Below are 17,414 nucleotides of genomic sequence, written 5' to 3' on the forward strand. Positions count from 1 at the left end.
CATTCTTGGTGACGTACACCAAATGAGTGATATAGATAGCTGGGATTCATTTTACTATTCTTTTGTTGTGATAAACCAAAGGTAGCAAAAAAACCTGGCTATCTTCTTTTTTAGTCGTATTTTAATTTACACCTACGCATTTGTCGGATGAACCCTTTTAATTTATCCAACTTAGCCCCCTGGAAGAAATCCCAAGCCGAAAGATGCCGCTTTTTGTCAATATCAATTACAAGACGCAAGGCATCAATAACAGTTGATTTGCCCCCATTATTATGACCAATAATCGCATTCAACCCTTCCGTGAAGTCTATCGTCGAATCCCGAAATCCTCGGAAACCATTAATATGAACCTTGGATATATACATGTTTAAATATTTTAGACTATACCAACCTCACTTATTTTCGACCTCTACAGCATTGACAGATTTCTTAAGGACAAAATTTTGTTGAAATTGACAATTACATTTATGATGACCAGGAATGATATATTCGTTTCTTGAAATAAGTCCCTTATCGTCGTAATATCGAATACGGCATCCATCAACATCAGGTCCTTCTATTAAAAGCTTTCCACAAAAAGGACAGACAAGGGGTATTGCTTCTTTTGTATGCTCTTTCCAATATTCAAGCCATGTTCCCTCATTTGGATGATCATCACCTGTATGAGATGCATTACGTATTTTCGACCCCTCTTTTAAACAAAGGATTTTAGGGTTTCTCATGTTTCGTTTCTCAAAAAGTTTTACTTTTACATTCATAAGAACTAGCGTTTTGTTCGTATTCAAATTGATATCAACACTCTATTGGCAGAGCACTTCAAAGTGTCCTTGATTGTACGTAAAGAGGCTCCCCACGGAACCAATCAAAAGAATTAGTAAATATACCTTTTCCAAGCATTTGTAAAGAGTAATGAAGTTCTTAGATCTATTGTTGATCAGATTAGGTGAAGGGTTGCCGGACGAGAGAGACTGAAACAAGGACGACAAAAATGTGATTCACAGCAGTCGTGAAGTGCTTCAGTAGATTCACGGTTCAAAGATAGTAAATAAAATGGAAATGGACAATGATTTGTCGTGTTTTTTATGGAAAATAGAATCAATCAATAGAAACAATTGTTTTTGTTGATTCAATCGAAGCCCTGCAAGGTAAGGTGGCCAATAACAAGGCGGTGAAATGATATACGGATACGATTCGGGACCTTCCACATCAGGCGCTCTTCCCTATCCGCCACAGGAAATGCCAGGTACGGAACAGGGGCTCACTGAGGGCCTCAGAAGGATACAGACGGATGAAATGGAGGTTACGGTAAATCTTCAGGAAATACTTCTTCACCATGCCCTGACGGGTAAAATGATCATACTTCGTAAAGAACTTTATTTCAATCCCTTCCACTTCTTCCACAGGAAGAAATTAGTCCTAAACAACGGTTCGCACAATGCCTCAGAAGGATAGCGGTTTACGAAACGCAGGTTACGCCGTGACATCCGGAAGTAACGGTGGAAAATCGTCTCACCTGCCTTACTGCCCAACCGGTCATCATACTGCCCGAAGTTTCCACCCTTCATGACCTCCTCTAAAAGGAAACGCCCGTCCCGCTCATTCTCATCAAAAAGCATATATTGTTTTTCCAAACCAAAGGCAGTCCCCAGCACATACATCACCCCTTGGGCAAAACGTTTCATGCCCAGATTCTTTATCGTCCGGACCACAGTGTCATGATCCTCAAGGGAGACCTTCTGCTTCAGGACGAAATAGTAGTCCATCAGTTGCCTGAGCCCTATCCCTTCAGAGAATAGATGCCGGTAAAGATGTGACAGGATAAACACCATGTTAAAAGAAACCGTCGGCACAGAAATCTCGCCGGCATCATCAGGAAGCATTACCCTATTTGCACATTGTCCATCCACCATCGAATGGAACCATTTCTGCATCTTCCTATTCCTCCACGGAGAATACATATAAGAAGGAGTAATGTGCACCTCCATTGGAACACCTGGTATGACCGGGCAGTCAATATGATGGTAGCGCTCCACTTGTCCGGGACAAAGTCGATTCGCATAATCTATGATTTTCCTTCTTCCCCCTGCCAGCCAGATGTCTATATCTCCCGGCATCCGGCTCATCGGATCAGGGTATAACAGAGCAAGCCCCTGCCCTTTCAAGATACAATTTCGGAAACCAGCATGTTCGAATTTCTGAGAGGCCCAAACACAAGAATCGTTCATCCTCTCATTCTGTTTCCGGATCTGCTCATACGCAGCATACCATTTCAAGATCAGTTCCTTCCCCGGTTTACCACCATTATCACTATACATATTCCGAACATACCGCTGCAATCCGTCAAACAGTACACCGATCAATGCCTGCTTACAGGCCATTTGGAACAAAGCCTTCCAGTCAGCCTCCGTCAGAGAACCAGACACAGAAGTCGAAGAACCGACACAGAACTTCAAAAAATAAAAGAAAAATGTTTGTGTTTTGTCTATGATAGATTACCTTTGCAACAATGAAAAAATTCTTCAGAATTCTTATCTCCTATCTCGTAGCCATTGTTTTGCTACCCATTGCATGGATCTGTAAACTGTTCAGAAAGTAATCACTTCTTGAATGGATCGTGATAAATGCCCAATAACTGTTTTGCAAAATAATAGAAGAACTGAATATCATCCACAAAATAACGCTTGAACAACCGTTTCGGTTCCTTTAAAAAACGATACAGCCATTCCAACGCGAATTTCTGGAAAAACGTTGGTGCCCGCTTTACATTCCCGGCTTCGAAATCAATCGTAGCACCTAATGCCATAAATAATTTCACTCCCTGCATTCGACCACGATACTTCATTATCCATTTCTCCTGTTTGGGAGCTCCAACACCCACAAGTAAAACATTGGCACCACTGTCATTGACAATATGTAAAAGTTGCTCACATTCATCATCATTCTTCTCAAAACCAAAAGAGGGCGAATGAGCACCAACTACAATCTGCCTGCCCACTTTCGCATTAATATTCTCCATTGCCTTAGCTGCGACTCCCTCTTTAGCACCTAACAAGAATATCTTACAATTTTCATCATCCTTATGGTACATATAATAAGAAGTAAAGAAACTTGATCCGGGAATAGCCTCCCTAATCGGATACTTCAATAATTTTGAAAACAACAATAGAATTTTGCTATCACAAATCACCCAATCCGCTTTCTGATAGACTTCATAGAAGTCACTGTCATGCTGGAGTTTTATTAGATGATCAAGATTAGGGGTAACAAGCACACCCTCTTGTAACTGTTCAAGCAACTGCCTTCTTGAAATTTGAAGAATATCTATATTTAATAACCTTACTTTATCCATATTATTCTAAAAAATTTCTTTTTATCATTAATTCAATTATTTTGAATTTAATGTATCTTCTGAGATATTTTTCTTATAAAGCTCAAAATTAGAACTTTGGGCAACCATCTTTCTGTTTACTCTATTAGCATACCACACCCCAAATGGTTTTATATAAAATCTACATAGCTTCACCATGGGACGAAGACATTCATATACACTTGTTCCCCTATGCCATGACCCCATACCTTCATGAATAGTATACCCCAAACGATGATAAGACACAGAATCAAAATACCATCTTGGGTAAATAAAACAACCTGTAGCAAATTCATTGTATTTACCATTAAGTTTAAAATTTGGGAAATAATCTATCAAAGCTTGGGTGAAATACCCATTATTAACATTTACGGATCCCTTGGTAAACTTTTCACATATATCTAACAAATATTTGATAAAAGGATGGCGTGGCTTTACCATAATAAAAGCAGTACTAACTATATCATCAAAAGCATAACCTAAAATCATATTTGCATAAAAAAAAGAATCCGGTAGTGATTTTTTCACAAATATATCTGTATCAAGATATATACCTCCATATTCATAAAGTGCCTGCAACCTTGTATAATCAGATAAAAATGCCCACATTTTTTTATTGTATAGATAACGTACGTAATCGTTATTATCTATGCGTGAATTTAGTTCATTCCACTTTATAACTTTGCCTTTTTTAAAAAATATTTTAGGAAAGCTCCTAATGCATTTCCTAATAATATAATTCATTGTATTACCACCATACCAACAATAATGAACAATATGAGGAATTTGATATTCTTTTTCCATAAATACAAATTGTTTTTTATACAAATTACATTCTTTCCCTTTAAGATCTATCTATATCTATAATAAATCAAATTTTATCTAATTTTTCAAGCAGTTTCATCCAGCTCTTGTAAATTTCATCCAGTGAATACTGCTTGCTCTTTTCCATGGCAGCCAAGGGCATTGCATGAGTACCTTCCAGGTCCTTAATGACGGACTCTACCCCCCTTGCCATTTCTTCTGCAGAGAAAGTTCCGTTTATCTTCGGCACGATAATACCGTCCTTACCCTGATTTATAATATCCCGCACGGCAGCGAAACTTTCATAAACCACAGGAATGACACCAAAGCTCATAGCCTCAGCAAGAACCAGAGGGAAACCTTCGAACTCACTTGTCAGCACCAAGATACTTGCACGCTTATAATATTCCAATGGAGATTGAAAACCTTCAAAATTCACTCTTTCCAATTTCAAGCTTTTAGCCTGTTGCTCCAATTGACTGCGTTCTTCACCGTCCCCCACAATCGTCAAATTCCAATCCGGATAGTTTCCTTCCAGCACTTTCCATGTATCAAGCACACGTGACACACGTTTCTGAATGAAATCAAGCCTCCCTACAAATAAAATCTCCTTTTTCTTCTCTGTAGGATTATAACTATATCCTTTCACATCAATTGTTACTGGATTGGTCTGTACGACCAGATGCCTGGGATTTCTGATTCCTGTAAAGTCTTTGAACTTATCCACAAAACTCGGAGAAAGCACCATATACAAATCACTATGCTTATAGTTGTATCTCATGCCCCAAGATGTAATAGCATGAAAGGCCCATCTCTTGCATTTCAGATAAAGGTATTTGAAAGTACTAGTAGCATGGGCTAATTCTATATCCACACTCTGCAATCGTCCATTCTTGTCAGGAGAATTGTGATAAACCGATATAAATTTCACATTCAAACCTTTCGCAGCTTTCTGCGCTACCCTAATTGGGACGACAGGCAGCCCCCACTGATTGATTACAATATGTACATGTTCTTCCAGCATTACCGCACGCATGGAATAAACATTTTCTTCACTGCATACGAGATTGCGCAAAATGTATAATCTGACACGTTTATCCAATCTACTTTCTATGGAATGTTCAGACGAGGCAAAGGCAAAAATGGAAACATGATAACCTTCAGCCACAAATTTATTGGCTAATACAGAAGTCACGACTTCCACTCCGCCGATATCGAATGTTTTTAAAATAAATAAGATGCTCATCTCTATTTTTTCCATCAAAGGGCAAACCAATAACGATAAGATTGGGGGGGGGTATCTACAGTCCTATACCTTAATATTCTAGCTGGATTCCCTCCTGCCACAGCATTGGCATCAATATCCTTTGTAACCACGCTCCCCGGTAAGATGACACAATTTTTGTGCAGCGTAACTCCGGGCATTATTAGAACATTGGCAAAGACGAACACACCATCTTCCAATACTACAGGCTTTCCTTTTGTTCTAAACATCGGATCATCAATATCATGCCCTAAAGTATAAATTTTCACATGATGTGCCAATCCTACATTATTTCCAATCCTAATGCCTCGGCGATTATCCAAATAACACCCAAAATTTACTACGGAATTTTTTCCGATAGTCAGCTTTCCTACATGAAAGAACTTGCAATAACGGTGTATTACACTACCTGAATGAATCTTGATCCCGAATAATCTCAAATAATAGTTCCTTAATGGATTTGGAACAAGATTGTAGGTTAAATTCAGAAAGGCTACTAACAGAAACTTACATTGCAATAAAATGATTTTAATCATATCTTTTAGGTTTGTGTGTCCAATTAATGTCTACGCCCTATCAGCAGGGCACTTTAGAGTGTCCCTGATTTTAAGTTACAAATAAAACTGAAGAGATTTTAATTGATGACCAGCTTCCGCCTTATTAGAGGAAGAGAATTTTTTCAAAATCTGTCGTACTCAACATCATTCTTGATTTTTGATGTGAGCACAAATGTAACATTTGTGAGGGTGTGGGGGTGGCAAGATGCCTATTTTGGACGCTTACTGCCGTATCACTCGAAATGTCGGATGAACCCAAAATAAGAGCTATCCGAATGAGTTAATAATCATACATTGAACAGAGCAAATAAAATCGCTGATCAATGTATGGTTGTATACGTGGCCTATTATTTTGTAGCCTTCGCTTTTTTCGCCTGCTTGTTATGAGAGTCAGAGATAACCTTCATTGGAATTAGAGGAAGAATCTGTCCATCAAGATAGGTTCCAACTATATTCTTCGCAAAGATACCCCTCAATGCACCAAGTGCTACATTAATGAAAGTATCTATAAGTTGCGGCACAGATGACCGGAACGTTTCTTCGTCGTCCTGCTTGATGATTTCATCAAAAGGATTTAGAGAAAACTCTGCCCTAACTGTGTCTTCAGCCAAGCTGATGCCGTCTTGAACCGTGACTATACGAGCCCCAGCTTCCACTAAAATTGTCTTTGATTGTCTGTCAGCTTTCTCACGATGGAAGAACTCAAACGTTACGGCTTCCTTGTCATCCAATTTGTAGTCGTAATTGATTTTGAATTCTATCTCTTTTAATGAGAGTATGTTATATCTTATTTGCATGGTTCCTTCTTATACACATTTTGCATATTCGTCTATATAGTGCGCTTCAAGTTTTACAGGCACTGTAGCGTAACTATATGATTTATAATGCTTGGTTGCAGTCACATTTTGTGTACATTCCTTTTTTATTATGCACGAGTCAAAGAGCGTGGTATCAAGCAAGCGCATGTCAAGCACTCGCTCAATATCCGTCATTGTATCAATAGTCAAGTTTCTGTCACCTGATAGTATGTCTGAGACTTCTGATGCTGGCTTTCCTATTTTCTCCGCGAATACTTTCTGGGGCATTTTCAATTCACGAAGACGACGACTGATTTTGGTCGCAATAATTATTTTATTACGCACCTTGCGCCGATTGGCTTCGCCATATTTGGTCAAAGCATCGGCGATAATACTTCTTTTCTCATTCATAGTCTTCATCATAAATAGTTATAGTTCCATCTTTTTCTATCTCCATATTGCCTTTCTGCAGGAACTTGTTAATCACAGCGGCAACATCTTTCATTGCTTGTGCAGCCTGGTTTAGTATTTCATCTTCTTGATAAGCCTTGATTCTCGGATCTTTCCATCCCCCGGAACCACAAACAATAAGTTTCTCACCCAAATACATACAATATAGTCGGAATCTCTTGCTTTCGTCCTTGAGACAAACTACACCGTCGCCTGCTTTACCCTCATTGTGCTTGAACAAATTAGATTCACAACCAGTATAATGTCCCATATCACTTAGCTTTTCAAGTATATTTCCTACTTCATTCGGATATTTGGTTATATTTTCCTCTATGAAATGTTCAAGATAAGTTTGTTCGTCTCCCTTGTCTTGAACACTGTATATCTTCGCTTTACTGCCTGATAATTCTTCATGTTCTTTTAGATGAAAGTACATATCTTATATGATTTCAATTGCAAATATAAACTGTAATTAGGATAGATCCTAATTTTTGTTGTTAAATATCTGTTATTTAACACTTCTTCTTACGTTACCACTTAAATTTGCAATATTCTCCCCGGCACACCCACAACCGTGGCACCATCTGGAATATCTTTTGTCACAACTGCGCCAGCACCAATAGTAACGTTATTGCCAATGGTGACAGGTCCGAGGATAGTGGCACCGGTACCGATGTAGCAGTTGTCGCCAATCGTTATTTGCCAATAAGTGAGGTCGGGGCTTTTCTTACCTATGAGAACCATCGGGAGAATGGTACAATTGCGTCCAATCTTTGTCCCACTGAGGATCTGGCGAAATCCATAATGAACAAGATGGCATCCTGGCCCCATATTATTGGGTGAAATTGTTACATCATATTTCTGTGACAGCTTGCGCCATCGCAGCCAACGTAATGCGTATGCCAACCTATGGAAGCTTTTCACAAACAGGCTCCCAGTCTTCATGTTGTTGAGATGCCATTCCATATATCGAAGATTCTTCATATATGCAAACAACTTCCAATTTTCTCCATACGTAAATCTTGCAGCCATGGGGTGCTCCATCTCGTACGATTTAAAATCAGCTTTAATCCATGCCTTTAACTGAGCACGAGTAGATATGTCCCCCCCTAAGATTTTTTTGTTGTTATTCATTATGTAAAATCACTTATATATTTCTAAATATCTCTTGGCACAATTTCTCATTGAATAATTGCTATCATAAAGAGTGGCAAGCTGACGTCTATCGATATTCATTTTAAGACCTTTTTCAACTTGCCTCTTAAAGGCTTCCTTAGAAGTATCTTTAGCCAACAATCCCCAACATTCATCCTTAAGTACGTCAGGGATACCGCCAACAGGAGTAGCAATGGGATATACTCCAGACATACCGGCCTCAAGCATGCTAATAGGAAGCCCCTCCCAAAGGGATGGCATACAGAAGTAATCTGCTTCATGCAGATAATCAGGGATATTAGTTCGTGTTCCCATCAATTTTATTCTATCTGGGTATTTAATAGAATTCTCAATCTGCTTGGTTAGTGTGGGATTACCTTTAGTGTATCCAAACATGAGGAGTATAACGTCGTTACCTTCATCTATCAGATCGTTAAAGACCTGTACGAGCATCAGATGATTCTTCTCTTTTGTTATACGGGCTACATTCATACATACCTTTGTGTTTGGAGAGATCTTATAACCATCTAATTCTTGCTTTACTTCAGGTAATGCATTAGTCGTGTGAAGCTCGCGGCAACCATTCTCTATTACTGCATAGTCCTTATAACCATAGTAATTCAGAAAAGAATCACTACATATCTTTGATATGGTGACGGCATGGATATTGATGTTCAAAAAAATCTTGCGTATCCAAGTGCTTATCCCAGGCTTCGTATCATACTTTGCTAAGTTGTGGACAGTATAGAAATATCGAGGCTTCCTGTATATTAATGATGGTATTATTATAAAGGGGAATCCTTTGCAGTGAGCATGTACTACATTAGGCTTAATTTTAAGAATGATCCTCAAAATCGTAAAAAGTAGAACAATTTTCGAGAGAAAAGTTTCCTTTGTGTTCAGTTTGATTTGGTGAACACGGCTGCAGATCTGATTACGATAAAAATTTGAATTGCCACTATTAATCCATGTTAAGATGTAAACTTCATTATCTATTGATAATTCATTTGACAAATCCACTGCAAATCGCTCAGCACCACCAACACCAAGTGAACTCAATACTTGTAGAATTCTCATATGTTGTGTAATAATTAATATACTTCTACTTATAAAATTCTTTTCACTATAGAGCAAAATAAAATTGACTCTATGATTTTATTACTTTTCTAAATATTTCCAAATATTTATCAGATATAACTTCCCAAGAGTACTTCCCGTTATTAATAGCTTCTTCCACGTTCATTTTGTATTTAATTAAACGAGCATCAGACTCGATCATATATATTATTTTCTTAGCAAGCTCTTCAACATTCTTTGGTGAGACAACTTCACCAGTCTTGCCTTCTATTATCATCTCAGGTAAACCACCCACGCGAGTAGCTAAGACTGGCACACAAGCAGCGTAGGATGTCATTATAACACCACTTTGTGTTGCATCAATATAAGGACACACTGTAATATCTGAGATTTTCAATAATCCATATAGTTCTTCTAAACTTAGAAAGCGATTGACTATTCTAATATAGTTCTTCCCTTCATATAGAGATTTGTTAAAATACAAATCTCCTCCGCCTGCAATAATTAGTAAAGCTTCTGGTAACTTCTTATGAACATTATCCATCGCATTAATTAGGTATTCTATACCTTTATAAGGAGATATACGCCCAAAGAATAATATTTGTTTTTTGCTATTTTTTTTAATATGGTCGGGAGATAATTGCCACAGACATTCATAGACACCAAGTCGACTTACATGAACTCTTTTAGGGTCAAGTTTATATCGTTCTATATAGGCCTTCCTAAGAGATTGATTTAGCATTACAAAACATTTTGTAAAATGGTGTGAGAAATATCTATTAATTTTTCTTCTATATGTTTGCTCTCCTAAATGTGGAAAAGGATCATGAACTAATTGAACCAATTTATTTCTATATAAATAGAAGAAGAAATCTTGCGATTTCGGAAAATCTGTACATAGGATAATATCTGGATTAATCTCATCTATCATATTTTTAAATTGTATCCTTAACCTAAGATTTCTTCTATCATAAATCTTGCATATACGATTTATAATAAATGTTGTAGAAGGATCATAAAATGAAGAATAGACAGAAAATTCTTTATATGAATTGACTTTCAATATTTTCACTGAACTTATTGGTGTCTTGATGTCTACCAAAGTTGACTTTAGAGAAGAAGGTAATAACTGGATAAACAAATACACTTTATTACCTTTCGACAACAACTTATTGACTAATGGAAAATCACAATCCAAGAAATAAGTTTGCGTATAATATACTATTCTCATAAATAAGTGTTATTTGAAAAGTGAAGCAAGTTCCTTACCTGTGTTTTCCAAACTAAACAATTTAGACCTATTCTTATTTCTTTGAGATATATTATCATACAATTTTTCATCATCCATCAGACGTTCTATTTGTTTAACCATAGATTTATAATCTCCAATAGGACTCAAGAAACCATAATGTCTATCCGGAATAATTGTAATAGTTGAGAAAGTTTCCGATGCGACAATAGGAATACCACAACATGCAGCTTTCATCAAGACCAACAGACCGCAAGGAAATTTACTTTTTAAGGGGATACAGCAAATATATGCATTACCAAGTATTTCGTCAAACTTTTGCAAAGATATATCTGTATAAACTTTCAGATTGGATAACAAATCCATTTCTGCGACCTTCATTTTTGAGGATATTGCACATACAAAATCATATTGAGGTAAGGACTTTACTATATTGATGAAATTGGGTACATCCCTTTCTGCTTTTCCTCCAAAAAATATATAGCGGGCTTTTTTATCTAATTTATTGATAACATGGAAGTCTGAAACTTCCATAAAGTCATGAACAAGAGGGAAAAATGTTGGTGGACAATCAAATATTGAGGAATAGATATTGGGAAGTTTCTCGGAATTGACAGTTGCCCTTAGGTATCCACTTTGCAAAGATTTCTTGATCAGATGAAATATCACCTTAGATTTCATACTTTGTATGTCATCATAGTAGTAAATTAGATTATAAAAGACTAAATGCCTCTTTCTATAAATCAAAGCCAGTAATAAGAAAAATAGTCCGCCTTCTCCCCATAGAAGAATTATATCACTCTTCTTGGATGCTTTGAACGCATGGTATATAAGAGCAAACTTTTCAGATGCTGATAAGTGTCTATTCTCATCAGATCTTGAAAATATAGGAATAATATCGCCATCAAAATTTGCCTTGAAAGTCATAAACAATTTTGAATTAAAGAAATTGCCCACTTTTGCTGAGGAGGTTAAAATAAAAAATAATTTCTTCTTCATAAATCTATTTTACTATAAATCAAATATATATGGCATTAAAGAAGTCTCATACCAAAAAGAAGAGGCGGTTATACGTTGTATAAACCATCCGAGAAATATGCCAAAAACAACAATAACATAAATTTTTCTAAAAGCCCGACGATTAATCTTCTCATAGTTTAATCCGACAATTATACCCCACATTGCCAAACGTGGAATATAAAAGATTTCATATCCTCTCCATATATTCAATAAATAACAAATAGGTATCATTATAATATCAAAATTACATAAATACCAAATGAAATCAAATTTATGTCTCAGCGGTAAACTCAGAGATATTCTATAATTTTTTAATGTTTTCCTATTCAAAAACATAAAAAGATATAGTATAAGTTGTTCAAATGCAATTTTCCAGTAATTACTCCAGAAACCAGTATGATCATTCTCGCTCATAGTAAGATATCCTTCATAATGTTCACTATAGTCACCAAATATGGATATATTATTTGAAACAAAAGTGAATATTGTTGAACTTAGTAATGTAATAATGATAAAAGCTATAACTTCTCTTTTAAACTCTATTCTTATAGAATCCTTAATTAAAAAATATACGGGTATACAAAGTATATACACTGCAACCATAGGATGGAACAAAACCGAAAGTATAGCTATTATTGAGCCCCTTATATATTTTTTTTTGTAAAAGGATAAAAGGGATACAAGAAAAATTAATATTGCAAAATTTGATCTGAGAGAGCTAAAGCCCCTTATATACCAAAAGGCTAAAAGGAAAAAAGGGATTGCAGATATTTTCGGAATTTTTAAAGAATTTACAATGTAAGCAACCAATACTGCCATTATTAAATAAGTAATAATAATGTAGAATCTTGTATTATTAAAAATGAGACTTATTAGTTGATTATAATATCGAAAACCAATATTATCATAATACTGTGCAACTGATCCGCCAAAAGACTTTGCCGTAAAACAATTTTCGAAAAATATTTCGTAATTCAAAGCATCAGTACCGCCAATACCAGGCCCTATATACCTAAATCCTGCAATAATCGACCAAATTATTATCCAAATGTCTATATAAGGATTTTTTAAAAATGCTATATTTCCTCTCATTCTGAAGGTCTTATATAGAGACCATACAGGAATCAAACCCATAAAGATATATAGGAGAATAGAACTTATATTAACATATTGAACAGTAATAAAATTCATTTTATTAATAGTTTGAATAGGAGACTATAAAGTCTTTTATTTTAGAAATCTTAAATTATTGTTTACTACAATGACTTTATTATCCGGAATACTTTTTGTCACAACACAATTTTGTCCAATTATAACATTATTACCAATTTGGACATCCCCAATTATTTTAGTTCCAGCACCAATAAATACATTATTGCCAATGACCGGTACGAGACCTTTATCTTTTTGACCAATCAACACCCCAGGATATAATGTGCAATTTTCGCCTATCCTTACATCCTTATTGACTATAATATCACCAAAATGCCATATTGTTAATCCTGGTCCGCATGTGCCAGGAGGTATTTGAAATCCCGTTTTTATGGATAATCTGTTTAATCTAAGAATATACCAAATACGTAATAATTTATGTATAAAACCAGATTGGCTTTTATGATATTCGGCATACCTCATAACTTTTAAATATTTCCAAGTATAATTACCACAAATATTAAAAGAAAATCCTAAAATTTTTAGAACGCGAAAATTCACATGTTCAGAATCTTTTTTCAAAAAATATAATAAATCAGTCTTCGATTGTATCATCTTTTCATAAATTTAAATCTAATAGTATTATCCATCTCGATATATTTCATTTTAATTTTTGGTGCTAGTTTATCTAATAATTTACATTATTCACTTGAATTTAGGAAACATCATACCCCATTCGATTAAACATTCTTGCTAAAGGCCTCTTTGTGACGCTTACGCAAATGATTTGATGAAATCAGTCAGAATCATTTTACATGAAATGTGATATTTAAAGCTATGCATGTGCCAATATCTCATAGCAGAAAATCTTCCAGACTTCCTCATATCTAATAGCATACTATATTTTGCCTGCTCAATCAGAAATTCAGAAAGGCGAGATAAACATACATTCCTGTAGGTAAGGGCTGTTTTATCGTTTGTTATGGGTGCTTCATTCAGAAAATTTTTCACCCAAATAAGTTCCCGATAAATAGCATCCATCTTCTCCCTGTTACGGCTACTACTACTGATAGACTGATTATTCTGCCGATATTGGAAAACAGGTATTTGCGTATGGGCAATGCCATATTTCTTTGCTGCAATATAGCTTGAAATGTCATCACTCCCCCATGCAAAAGGGAGATTATAGAATCCGCCATTCTCTCTTAACAACTTTATGTCATATAAGCAGTCGCCGATGAACTGGGCACGACCTAACAGTCGACAATAAATTGCCGAGTAAACACTTTCCCATTCTGGTAATGGAGGGAAAAGGTTTATCACTTTCGTATCTTCATTGATTACTTCTGTCCAACCATGATATATTCCGAGCCCAGAATATTTATTAATGAGCTTTACATATTCCTCCAAACAATTAGGTAATAATTTATCATCATCTCCCATACAGATAATATAATCACCTGTTGCATATTCCAGACATTTATTCCAGTTGCCGACAACATGTTCGGCACCAAATCCCACCTTGTTCTTATAATAGCGGATCCGAGGATCATGATACTGCGCCACGATACTGTCTAAATCCTGTGGGGAAGCATCATTGACAATGATCAGCTCGAAATTTTGATAAGTTTGCGCCAAAATACTGTCGATGCATTCCTTAAGGAACTGTGCTTTATAGGCCGGCACCGTTACGCTGAATTTTATATTTTCTAACATATCTTTATTAATACACCTTCTATTTTCTTAATATCGAAGGAAAATAGCTTTCAAGGAAAGTCCTCAGCCGCCATTTCCAGTTCTTCTTCTTCCATGAGTTGTCCATGAAATGCATTGCATAGGAAGCTGCGTCACGAGTCATAGGGTCACCAGCAAAGACATTCGACTTAAATACTGCTATATTATTATCCAAGAGCTGAGTCTTATCGAAGAATCTAAAGCCGTACTTTGTCAGGATTAAAGCCATAACACCTGGATTAATGACCTCCTCATCCAAAGTTCCATCTGGATGAATGTAATGACGTGTGCCAAAGTAATCCATGCATTCTTTGATGAACGGATGTCCTGGTTTAGCACCAAAACATGCTGCCAAAAGACCAAGATTTGCTACAGCTTTTTTTCCCGGTCTTGGCAAGCCATTCTCATCAATATCCTTTCCCGGCTCAAAGCCCTCCGGATGGAATTCTACAGAAGTGAAGAAATCATACTTCAGAAATTCATCAAAAGACTTGTAGGTCATTACGTCTGTGTCCATATAGATGCCACCGTACTTGTAGATGGCATAATGGCGAATGTAATCAGATGCCAACGACCATTTACCGATTGAGACAGCTTCTTTTGTCCATGGGATAGAATCCAGATCGAAGTTTGTCTCGTTCCATTCCCGAATCTCATAGTCCGGCATAGCTTTGCGCCAGCTTTCTATGCACCGTTTTACACTTGGAGACTTTTTGCCCCCCCTAACCATACGTAGTGAATAATCTTTGGTATCATAATATATATTGTTTGCTTATTAACTTCTAAAGCCCTAATAAATGACTTTCCTTAATTTTACCACCGATAGTATATTGATTGCATAGATCTTCATGCAATATATTTACTCTAATAACGCTTCTTCTAAACTTTAACTTAGCATCTTTTTAATGCCCCTCTCAATGTAGTCAAAGAATAAGTCATAGTTCTTATAAACCCTTACAGAACATTGTTTGATTTTAATTCCTTGCTTTTCATATAATTTTATTTGAATCTTCGATAGTGTGTCGGCAATTAATTGAGCATGGGGACAATATTCTTTTAGATTTGGTAAATAATGTATGTCCATATAACCTTTAGATAGACCGTTCTTGATTACTCTAATATTTTCTTTCCAGTATCTTCTACTTCTTACATCTGTTGAAAGTGTACCATTTTTTACAGCCTTCGACCAGAATTCATAATCCTTTCTTAAAAAGTCTAGTAACTCGCGATTAATAATAGTAAAATCCAAATCACTCGTACTGCAAAAAGGGGCTCCGTACTTTTGTGGATCTAATGAGAAGCCAATTTTAGCACTTCCAATTAGTCTAATGTCTTCGACATTTATTATTAGTCTAATGTCTTCGACATTTATTGTTAGTATAGAATCTGCCAAGAATTGTTTGACTTGTTCCAGCAGCAGAGGTTTGTTCATGAAAACAAAGGCCTCATTATCTATTACGTAATGAAGGATAAGGGATTTTCTTTCTTTATCCGACATCTTTTGAAAACGATCCTTGAAAATTCCAGAACCAATAAACCTATCTGTCGTGTTTTTTAACCACACGCTATCAACAAAGTAATCATTAATATTCATAGACTAATCGATAGAAACTCTTATTGTATAATTTTAGAAGATAATCTACGCGTTTTTTTATTTTCTTTATTTTGAAAGACTCTTTATTTCTTGGCTCTGGATATTTAAGACGTGCTACAATCTCAGCGCCTAGCTTAGGATTAAATATAGAATACTTATCACATCCATACTTTCGTAAAATTTTATCCAAGTTATAGAAGTTAAATCCGTAATATGCTTTATTTAGGTAAAGTAATGCTATCGTTTTCTTATCAACATAATGATCTACTTTTATAGCTAATATAATTTCAAGAATCTTTCGATATAACGTGGGTTCATTCATCCCAGTTAAAACTCTTACCAATTGTTGATTAATAGTACTTCCCCCTTCACGTTTACCTAGAATGTTATGCATTGCTGCTCGGAATATCGCAATCACATCAACTCCAATGTGGTATCTAAACCTCTTATCCTCTCCGGCAATTAACATATTAATAAGCATTTCTGAAGAGGGGTTATCCTTTAGACAATTAATGTCTTGCTGGCTTTCCGATATTATTTTCTTAATTTTAGCCCAATAGTAATTGTATTCATAATTGAACTTGGAGAATATATACATTGAACAACTATATGCGAACTTAAGTAGCCGCTAATAGGATTTTAAAGTATGCGTCCAATTGAGTATAAACCTTTATAAACAAGGAGGTCTTGGTCTCCCAGCTTCTTATTGAACTGAGTAAATTTAACTATTCTTTAATTTAAGGCCAGCTGCCCAAGCAACATTTGGGCATAGTCTCGGCAACCTTCGGAGAACTTCTTAAAGAACTCTTGGAAGTACACTTCAGCACCTTGACTCCCATCATCCGGCAAGTCTGGATGATGGTATGGTAAGTAGCCGCGCACTCTATACCCCTTATCACTTTTTATAAATTTCCTTGCGGGCTTGCTTGTTGAGGCTCTTCTGACTCTTGAACTCCACCAGCAGCTCAGCATACTGATCATCGGTCTTTTTCAGCTGATGCTGCATATCAGCCAGCTGATCCATTAGCTTTATCTGATACTCAAACTGCCTACGGTTAGCCTTCATAAGTTCCTCGTTACGGGCTTCGGCTTTAGGTTTACGCTCTCTTGCTTCCTCCCTAAGACTATCCAACTTACCTTGGAGCTTCATGTCCTCCTTCTTGGAGACAAGTAGCAGTTTGACCAAAGGAGTTA

General features: G+C 36.1%; 23 protein-coding genes. All 23 read right to left on the reverse strand.

What is annotated here, in order from left to right; translation table 11 throughout:
* Positions 1-110: 110 nt before the first annotated feature.
* The 23 genes from NG821_RS08720 to NG821_RS08830 all read right to left on the reverse strand — a co-directional run bounded on the left by NG821_RS08720 (position 111) and on the right by NG821_RS08830 (position 17,406).
* On the reverse strand, positions 111-365 hold the full coding sequence (locus NG821_RS08720) for an ATP-dependent nuclease (protein ID WP_252761274.1): 255 nt from the start codon (positions 363-365) through the stop codon (positions 111-113).
* Between the two features lie 27 nt (positions 366-392).
* Positions 393-758 carry a hypothetical protein gene (locus NG821_RS08725; RefSeq protein ID WP_252761275.1) on the reverse strand — a complete coding sequence of 122 codons (366 nt, stop codon included), beginning with the start codon at positions 756-758 and terminating at the stop codon, positions 393-395.
* Positions 759-1,206: 448 nt separating this feature from the next.
* Positions 1,207-1,401 carry a hypothetical protein gene (locus NG821_RS08730; RefSeq protein ID WP_252761276.1) on the reverse strand — a complete coding sequence of 65 codons (195 nt, stop codon included), beginning with the start codon at positions 1,399-1,401 and terminating at the stop codon, positions 1,207-1,209.
* The gene (locus NG821_RS08735; protein ID WP_252761277.1) at positions 1,374-2,453 is read right to left on the reverse strand and encodes a nucleotidyltransferase family protein; all 1,080 of its coding nucleotides are present in this window, start codon (positions 2,451-2,453) and stop codon (positions 1,374-1,376) included. Before NG821_RS08735 ends, NG821_RS08730 begins: the two co-directional genes overlap by 28 nt.
* Before the next feature lie 143 nt (positions 2,454-2,596).
* Positions 2,597-3,349 (reverse strand): WecB/TagA/CpsF family glycosyltransferase, encoded by a 753-nt coding sequence (locus tag NG821_RS08740; protein ID WP_252761278.1) that lies wholly within the window; start codon positions 3,347-3,349, stop codon positions 2,597-2,599.
* Between the two features lie 36 nt (positions 3,350-3,385).
* Positions 3,386-4,171 (reverse strand): glycosyltransferase family 32 protein, encoded by a 786-nt coding sequence (locus NG821_RS08745; protein WP_252761279.1) that lies wholly within the window; start codon positions 4,169-4,171, stop codon positions 3,386-3,388.
* 67 nt (positions 4,172-4,238) lie between these two features.
* A complete protein-coding gene (locus tag NG821_RS08750; protein WP_252761280.1) occupies positions 4,239-5,432 on the reverse strand; it encodes a glycosyltransferase in 1,194 nt (397 codons plus the stop codon).
* Complete coding sequence (locus NG821_RS08755; protein WP_252761281.1) at positions 5,432-5,971, reverse strand: acyltransferase; 540 nt, start codon at positions 5,969-5,971, stop codon at positions 5,432-5,434. Before NG821_RS08755 ends, NG821_RS08750 begins: the two co-directional genes overlap by 1 nt.
* A 368-nt stretch (positions 5,972-6,339) precedes the next feature.
* Entirely contained in the window at positions 6,340-6,789 is a 450-nt protein-coding gene (locus tag NG821_RS08760; RefSeq protein ID WP_252761282.1) for a hypothetical protein, read from the reverse strand.
* Positions 6,790-6,798: 9 nt separating this feature from the next.
* Positions 6,799-7,200, reverse strand: coding sequence for a helix-turn-helix transcriptional regulator (locus NG821_RS08765; RefSeq protein WP_252761283.1), 402 nt, complete (start codon positions 7,198-7,200; stop codon positions 6,799-6,801).
* Positions 7,193-7,675, reverse strand: coding sequence for a hypothetical protein (locus NG821_RS08770; protein WP_252761284.1), 483 nt, complete (start codon positions 7,673-7,675; stop codon positions 7,193-7,195). Before NG821_RS08770 ends, NG821_RS08765 begins: the two co-directional genes overlap by 8 nt.
* Before the next feature lie 101 nt (positions 7,676-7,776).
* A complete protein-coding gene (locus NG821_RS08775) occupies positions 7,777-8,373 on the reverse strand; it encodes a serine O-acetyltransferase (protein WP_252761285.1) in 597 nt (198 codons plus the stop codon).
* A 9-nt stretch (positions 8,374-8,382) separates the two neighbouring features.
* The gene (locus NG821_RS08780) at positions 8,383-9,471 is read right to left on the reverse strand and encodes a glycosyltransferase family 4 protein (RefSeq protein WP_252761286.1); all 1,089 of its coding nucleotides are present in this window, start codon (positions 9,469-9,471) and stop codon (positions 8,383-8,385) included.
* Between the two features lie 70 nt (positions 9,472-9,541).
* On the reverse strand, positions 9,542-10,402 hold the full coding sequence (locus NG821_RS08785) for a glycosyltransferase family 4 protein (protein ID WP_252761287.1): 861 nt from the start codon (positions 10,400-10,402) through the stop codon (positions 9,542-9,544).
* 309 nt (positions 10,403-10,711) lie between these two features.
* Positions 10,712-11,719: a glycosyltransferase gene (locus tag NG821_RS08790; protein WP_252761288.1), complete on the reverse strand. Its 1,008-nt coding sequence runs from the start codon at positions 11,717-11,719 to the stop codon at positions 10,712-10,714.
* A 12-nt stretch (positions 11,720-11,731) separates the two neighbouring features.
* On the reverse strand, positions 11,732-12,832 hold the full coding sequence (locus tag NG821_RS08795; RefSeq protein WP_252761289.1) for an EpsG family protein: 1,101 nt from the start codon (positions 12,830-12,832) through the stop codon (positions 11,732-11,734).
* A gap of 135 nt (positions 12,833-12,967) precedes the next feature.
* The gene (locus tag NG821_RS08800; RefSeq protein WP_252761290.1) at positions 12,968-13,507 is read right to left on the reverse strand and encodes a serine acetyltransferase; all 540 of its coding nucleotides are present in this window, start codon (positions 13,505-13,507) and stop codon (positions 12,968-12,970) included.
* Between the two features lie 159 nt (positions 13,508-13,666).
* The gene (locus NG821_RS08805; protein WP_252761291.1) at positions 13,667-14,608 is read right to left on the reverse strand and encodes a glycosyltransferase family 2 protein; all 942 of its coding nucleotides are present in this window, start codon (positions 14,606-14,608) and stop codon (positions 13,667-13,669) included.
* Between the two features lie 19 nt (positions 14,609-14,627).
* Positions 14,628-15,293, reverse strand: coding sequence for a glycosyltransferase family 32 protein (locus NG821_RS08810; RefSeq protein ID WP_252761292.1), 666 nt, complete (start codon positions 15,291-15,293; stop codon positions 14,628-14,630).
* A gap of 219 nt (positions 15,294-15,512) precedes the next feature.
* Positions 15,513-16,220, reverse strand: coding sequence for a hypothetical protein (locus NG821_RS08815; RefSeq protein WP_252761293.1), 708 nt, complete (start codon positions 16,218-16,220; stop codon positions 15,513-15,515).
* Positions 16,210-16,818: a transglycosylase domain-containing protein gene (locus NG821_RS08820; protein WP_262921880.1), complete on the reverse strand. Its 609-nt coding sequence runs from the start codon at positions 16,816-16,818 to the stop codon at positions 16,210-16,212. The genes NG821_RS08815 and NG821_RS08820 overlap by 11 nt, the downstream gene beginning before the upstream one ends.
* 139 nt (positions 16,819-16,957) lie before the next feature.
* Positions 16,958-17,119: a hypothetical protein gene (locus tag NG821_RS08825; RefSeq protein ID WP_252761295.1), complete on the reverse strand. Its 162-nt coding sequence runs from the start codon at positions 17,117-17,119 to the stop codon at positions 16,958-16,960.
* A complete protein-coding gene (locus tag NG821_RS08830) occupies positions 17,116-17,406 on the reverse strand; it encodes a hypothetical protein (protein WP_252761296.1) in 291 nt (96 codons plus the stop codon). The genes NG821_RS08825 and NG821_RS08830 overlap by 4 nt, the downstream gene beginning before the upstream one ends.
* Positions 17,407-17,414: the final 8 nt, after the last annotated feature.

The organism is Segatella cerevisiae (genome assembly GCF_024054555.1).
GTDB lineage: Bacteria > Bacteroidota > Bacteroidia > Bacteroidales > Bacteroidaceae > Prevotella > Prevotella cerevisiae.

Excerpts from the sequence above, each read along its gene's own strand:
- NG821_RS08720 (WP_252761274.1), bottom strand. The coding sequence starts at position 365 with ATGTATATATCCAAGGTTCATATTAATGGTTTCCGAGGATTTCGGGAT.
- NG821_RS08725 (WP_252761275.1), bottom strand. The coding sequence starts at position 758 with ATGAATGTAAAAGTAAAACTTTTTGAGAAACGAAACATGAGAAACCCT.
- NG821_RS08740 (WP_252761278.1), bottom strand. The coding sequence starts at position 3,349 with ATGGATAAAGTAAGGTTATTAAATATAGATATTCTTCAAATTTCAAGA.
- NG821_RS08745 (WP_252761279.1), bottom strand. The coding sequence starts at position 4,171 with ATGGAAAAAGAATATCAAATTCCTCATATTGTTCATTATTGTTGGTAT.
- NG821_RS08750 (WP_252761280.1), bottom strand. The coding sequence starts at position 5,432 with ATGGAAAAAATAGAGATGAGCATCTTATTTATTTTAAAAACATTCGAT.
- NG821_RS08755 (WP_252761281.1), bottom strand. The coding sequence starts at position 5,971 with ATGATTAAAATCATTTTATTGCAATGTAAGTTTCTGTTAGTAGCCTTT.
- NG821_RS08760 (WP_252761282.1), bottom strand. The coding sequence starts at position 6,789 with ATGCAAATAAGATATAACATACTCTCATTAAAAGAGATAGAATTCAAA.
- NG821_RS08765 (WP_252761283.1), bottom strand. The coding sequence starts at position 7,200 with ATGAATGAGAAAAGAAGTATTATCGCCGATGCTTTGACCAAATATGGC.
- NG821_RS08770 (WP_252761284.1), bottom strand. The coding sequence starts at position 7,675 with ATGTACTTTCATCTAAAAGAACATGAAGAATTATCAGGCAGTAAAGCG.
- NG821_RS08775 (WP_252761285.1), bottom strand. The coding sequence starts at position 8,373 with ATGAATAACAACAAAAAAATCTTAGGGGGGGACATATCTACTCGTGCT.
- NG821_RS08780 (WP_252761286.1), bottom strand. The coding sequence starts at position 9,471 with ATGAGAATTCTACAAGTATTGAGTTCACTTGGTGTTGGTGGTGCTGAG.
- NG821_RS08785 (WP_252761287.1), bottom strand. The coding sequence starts at position 10,402 with ATGATAGATGAGATTAATCCAGATATTATCCTATGTACAGATTTTCCG.
- NG821_RS08790 (WP_252761288.1), bottom strand. The coding sequence starts at position 11,719 with ATGAAGAAGAAATTATTTTTTATTTTAACCTCCTCAGCAAAAGTGGGC.
- NG821_RS08795 (WP_252761289.1), bottom strand. The coding sequence starts at position 12,832 with ATGAGAGGAAATATAGCATTTTTAAAAAATCCTTATATAGACATTTGG.
- NG821_RS08800 (WP_252761290.1), bottom strand. The coding sequence starts at position 13,507 with ATGATACAATCGAAGACTGATTTATTATATTTTTTGAAAAAAGATTCT.
- NG821_RS08805 (WP_252761291.1), bottom strand. The coding sequence starts at position 14,608 with ATGTTAGAAAATATAAAATTCAGCGTAACGGTGCCGGCCTATAAAGCA.
- NG821_RS08810 (WP_252761292.1), bottom strand. The coding sequence starts at position 15,293 with ATGCCGGACTATGAGATTCGGGAATGGAACGAGACAAACTTCGATCTG.
- NG821_RS08815 (WP_252761293.1), bottom strand. The coding sequence starts at position 16,220 with ATGAATATTAATGATTACTTTGTTGATAGCGTGTGGTTAAAAAACACG.
- NG821_RS08820 (WP_262921880.1), bottom strand. The coding sequence starts at position 16,818 with ATGTATATATTCTCCAAGTTCAATTATGAATACAATTACTATTGGGCT.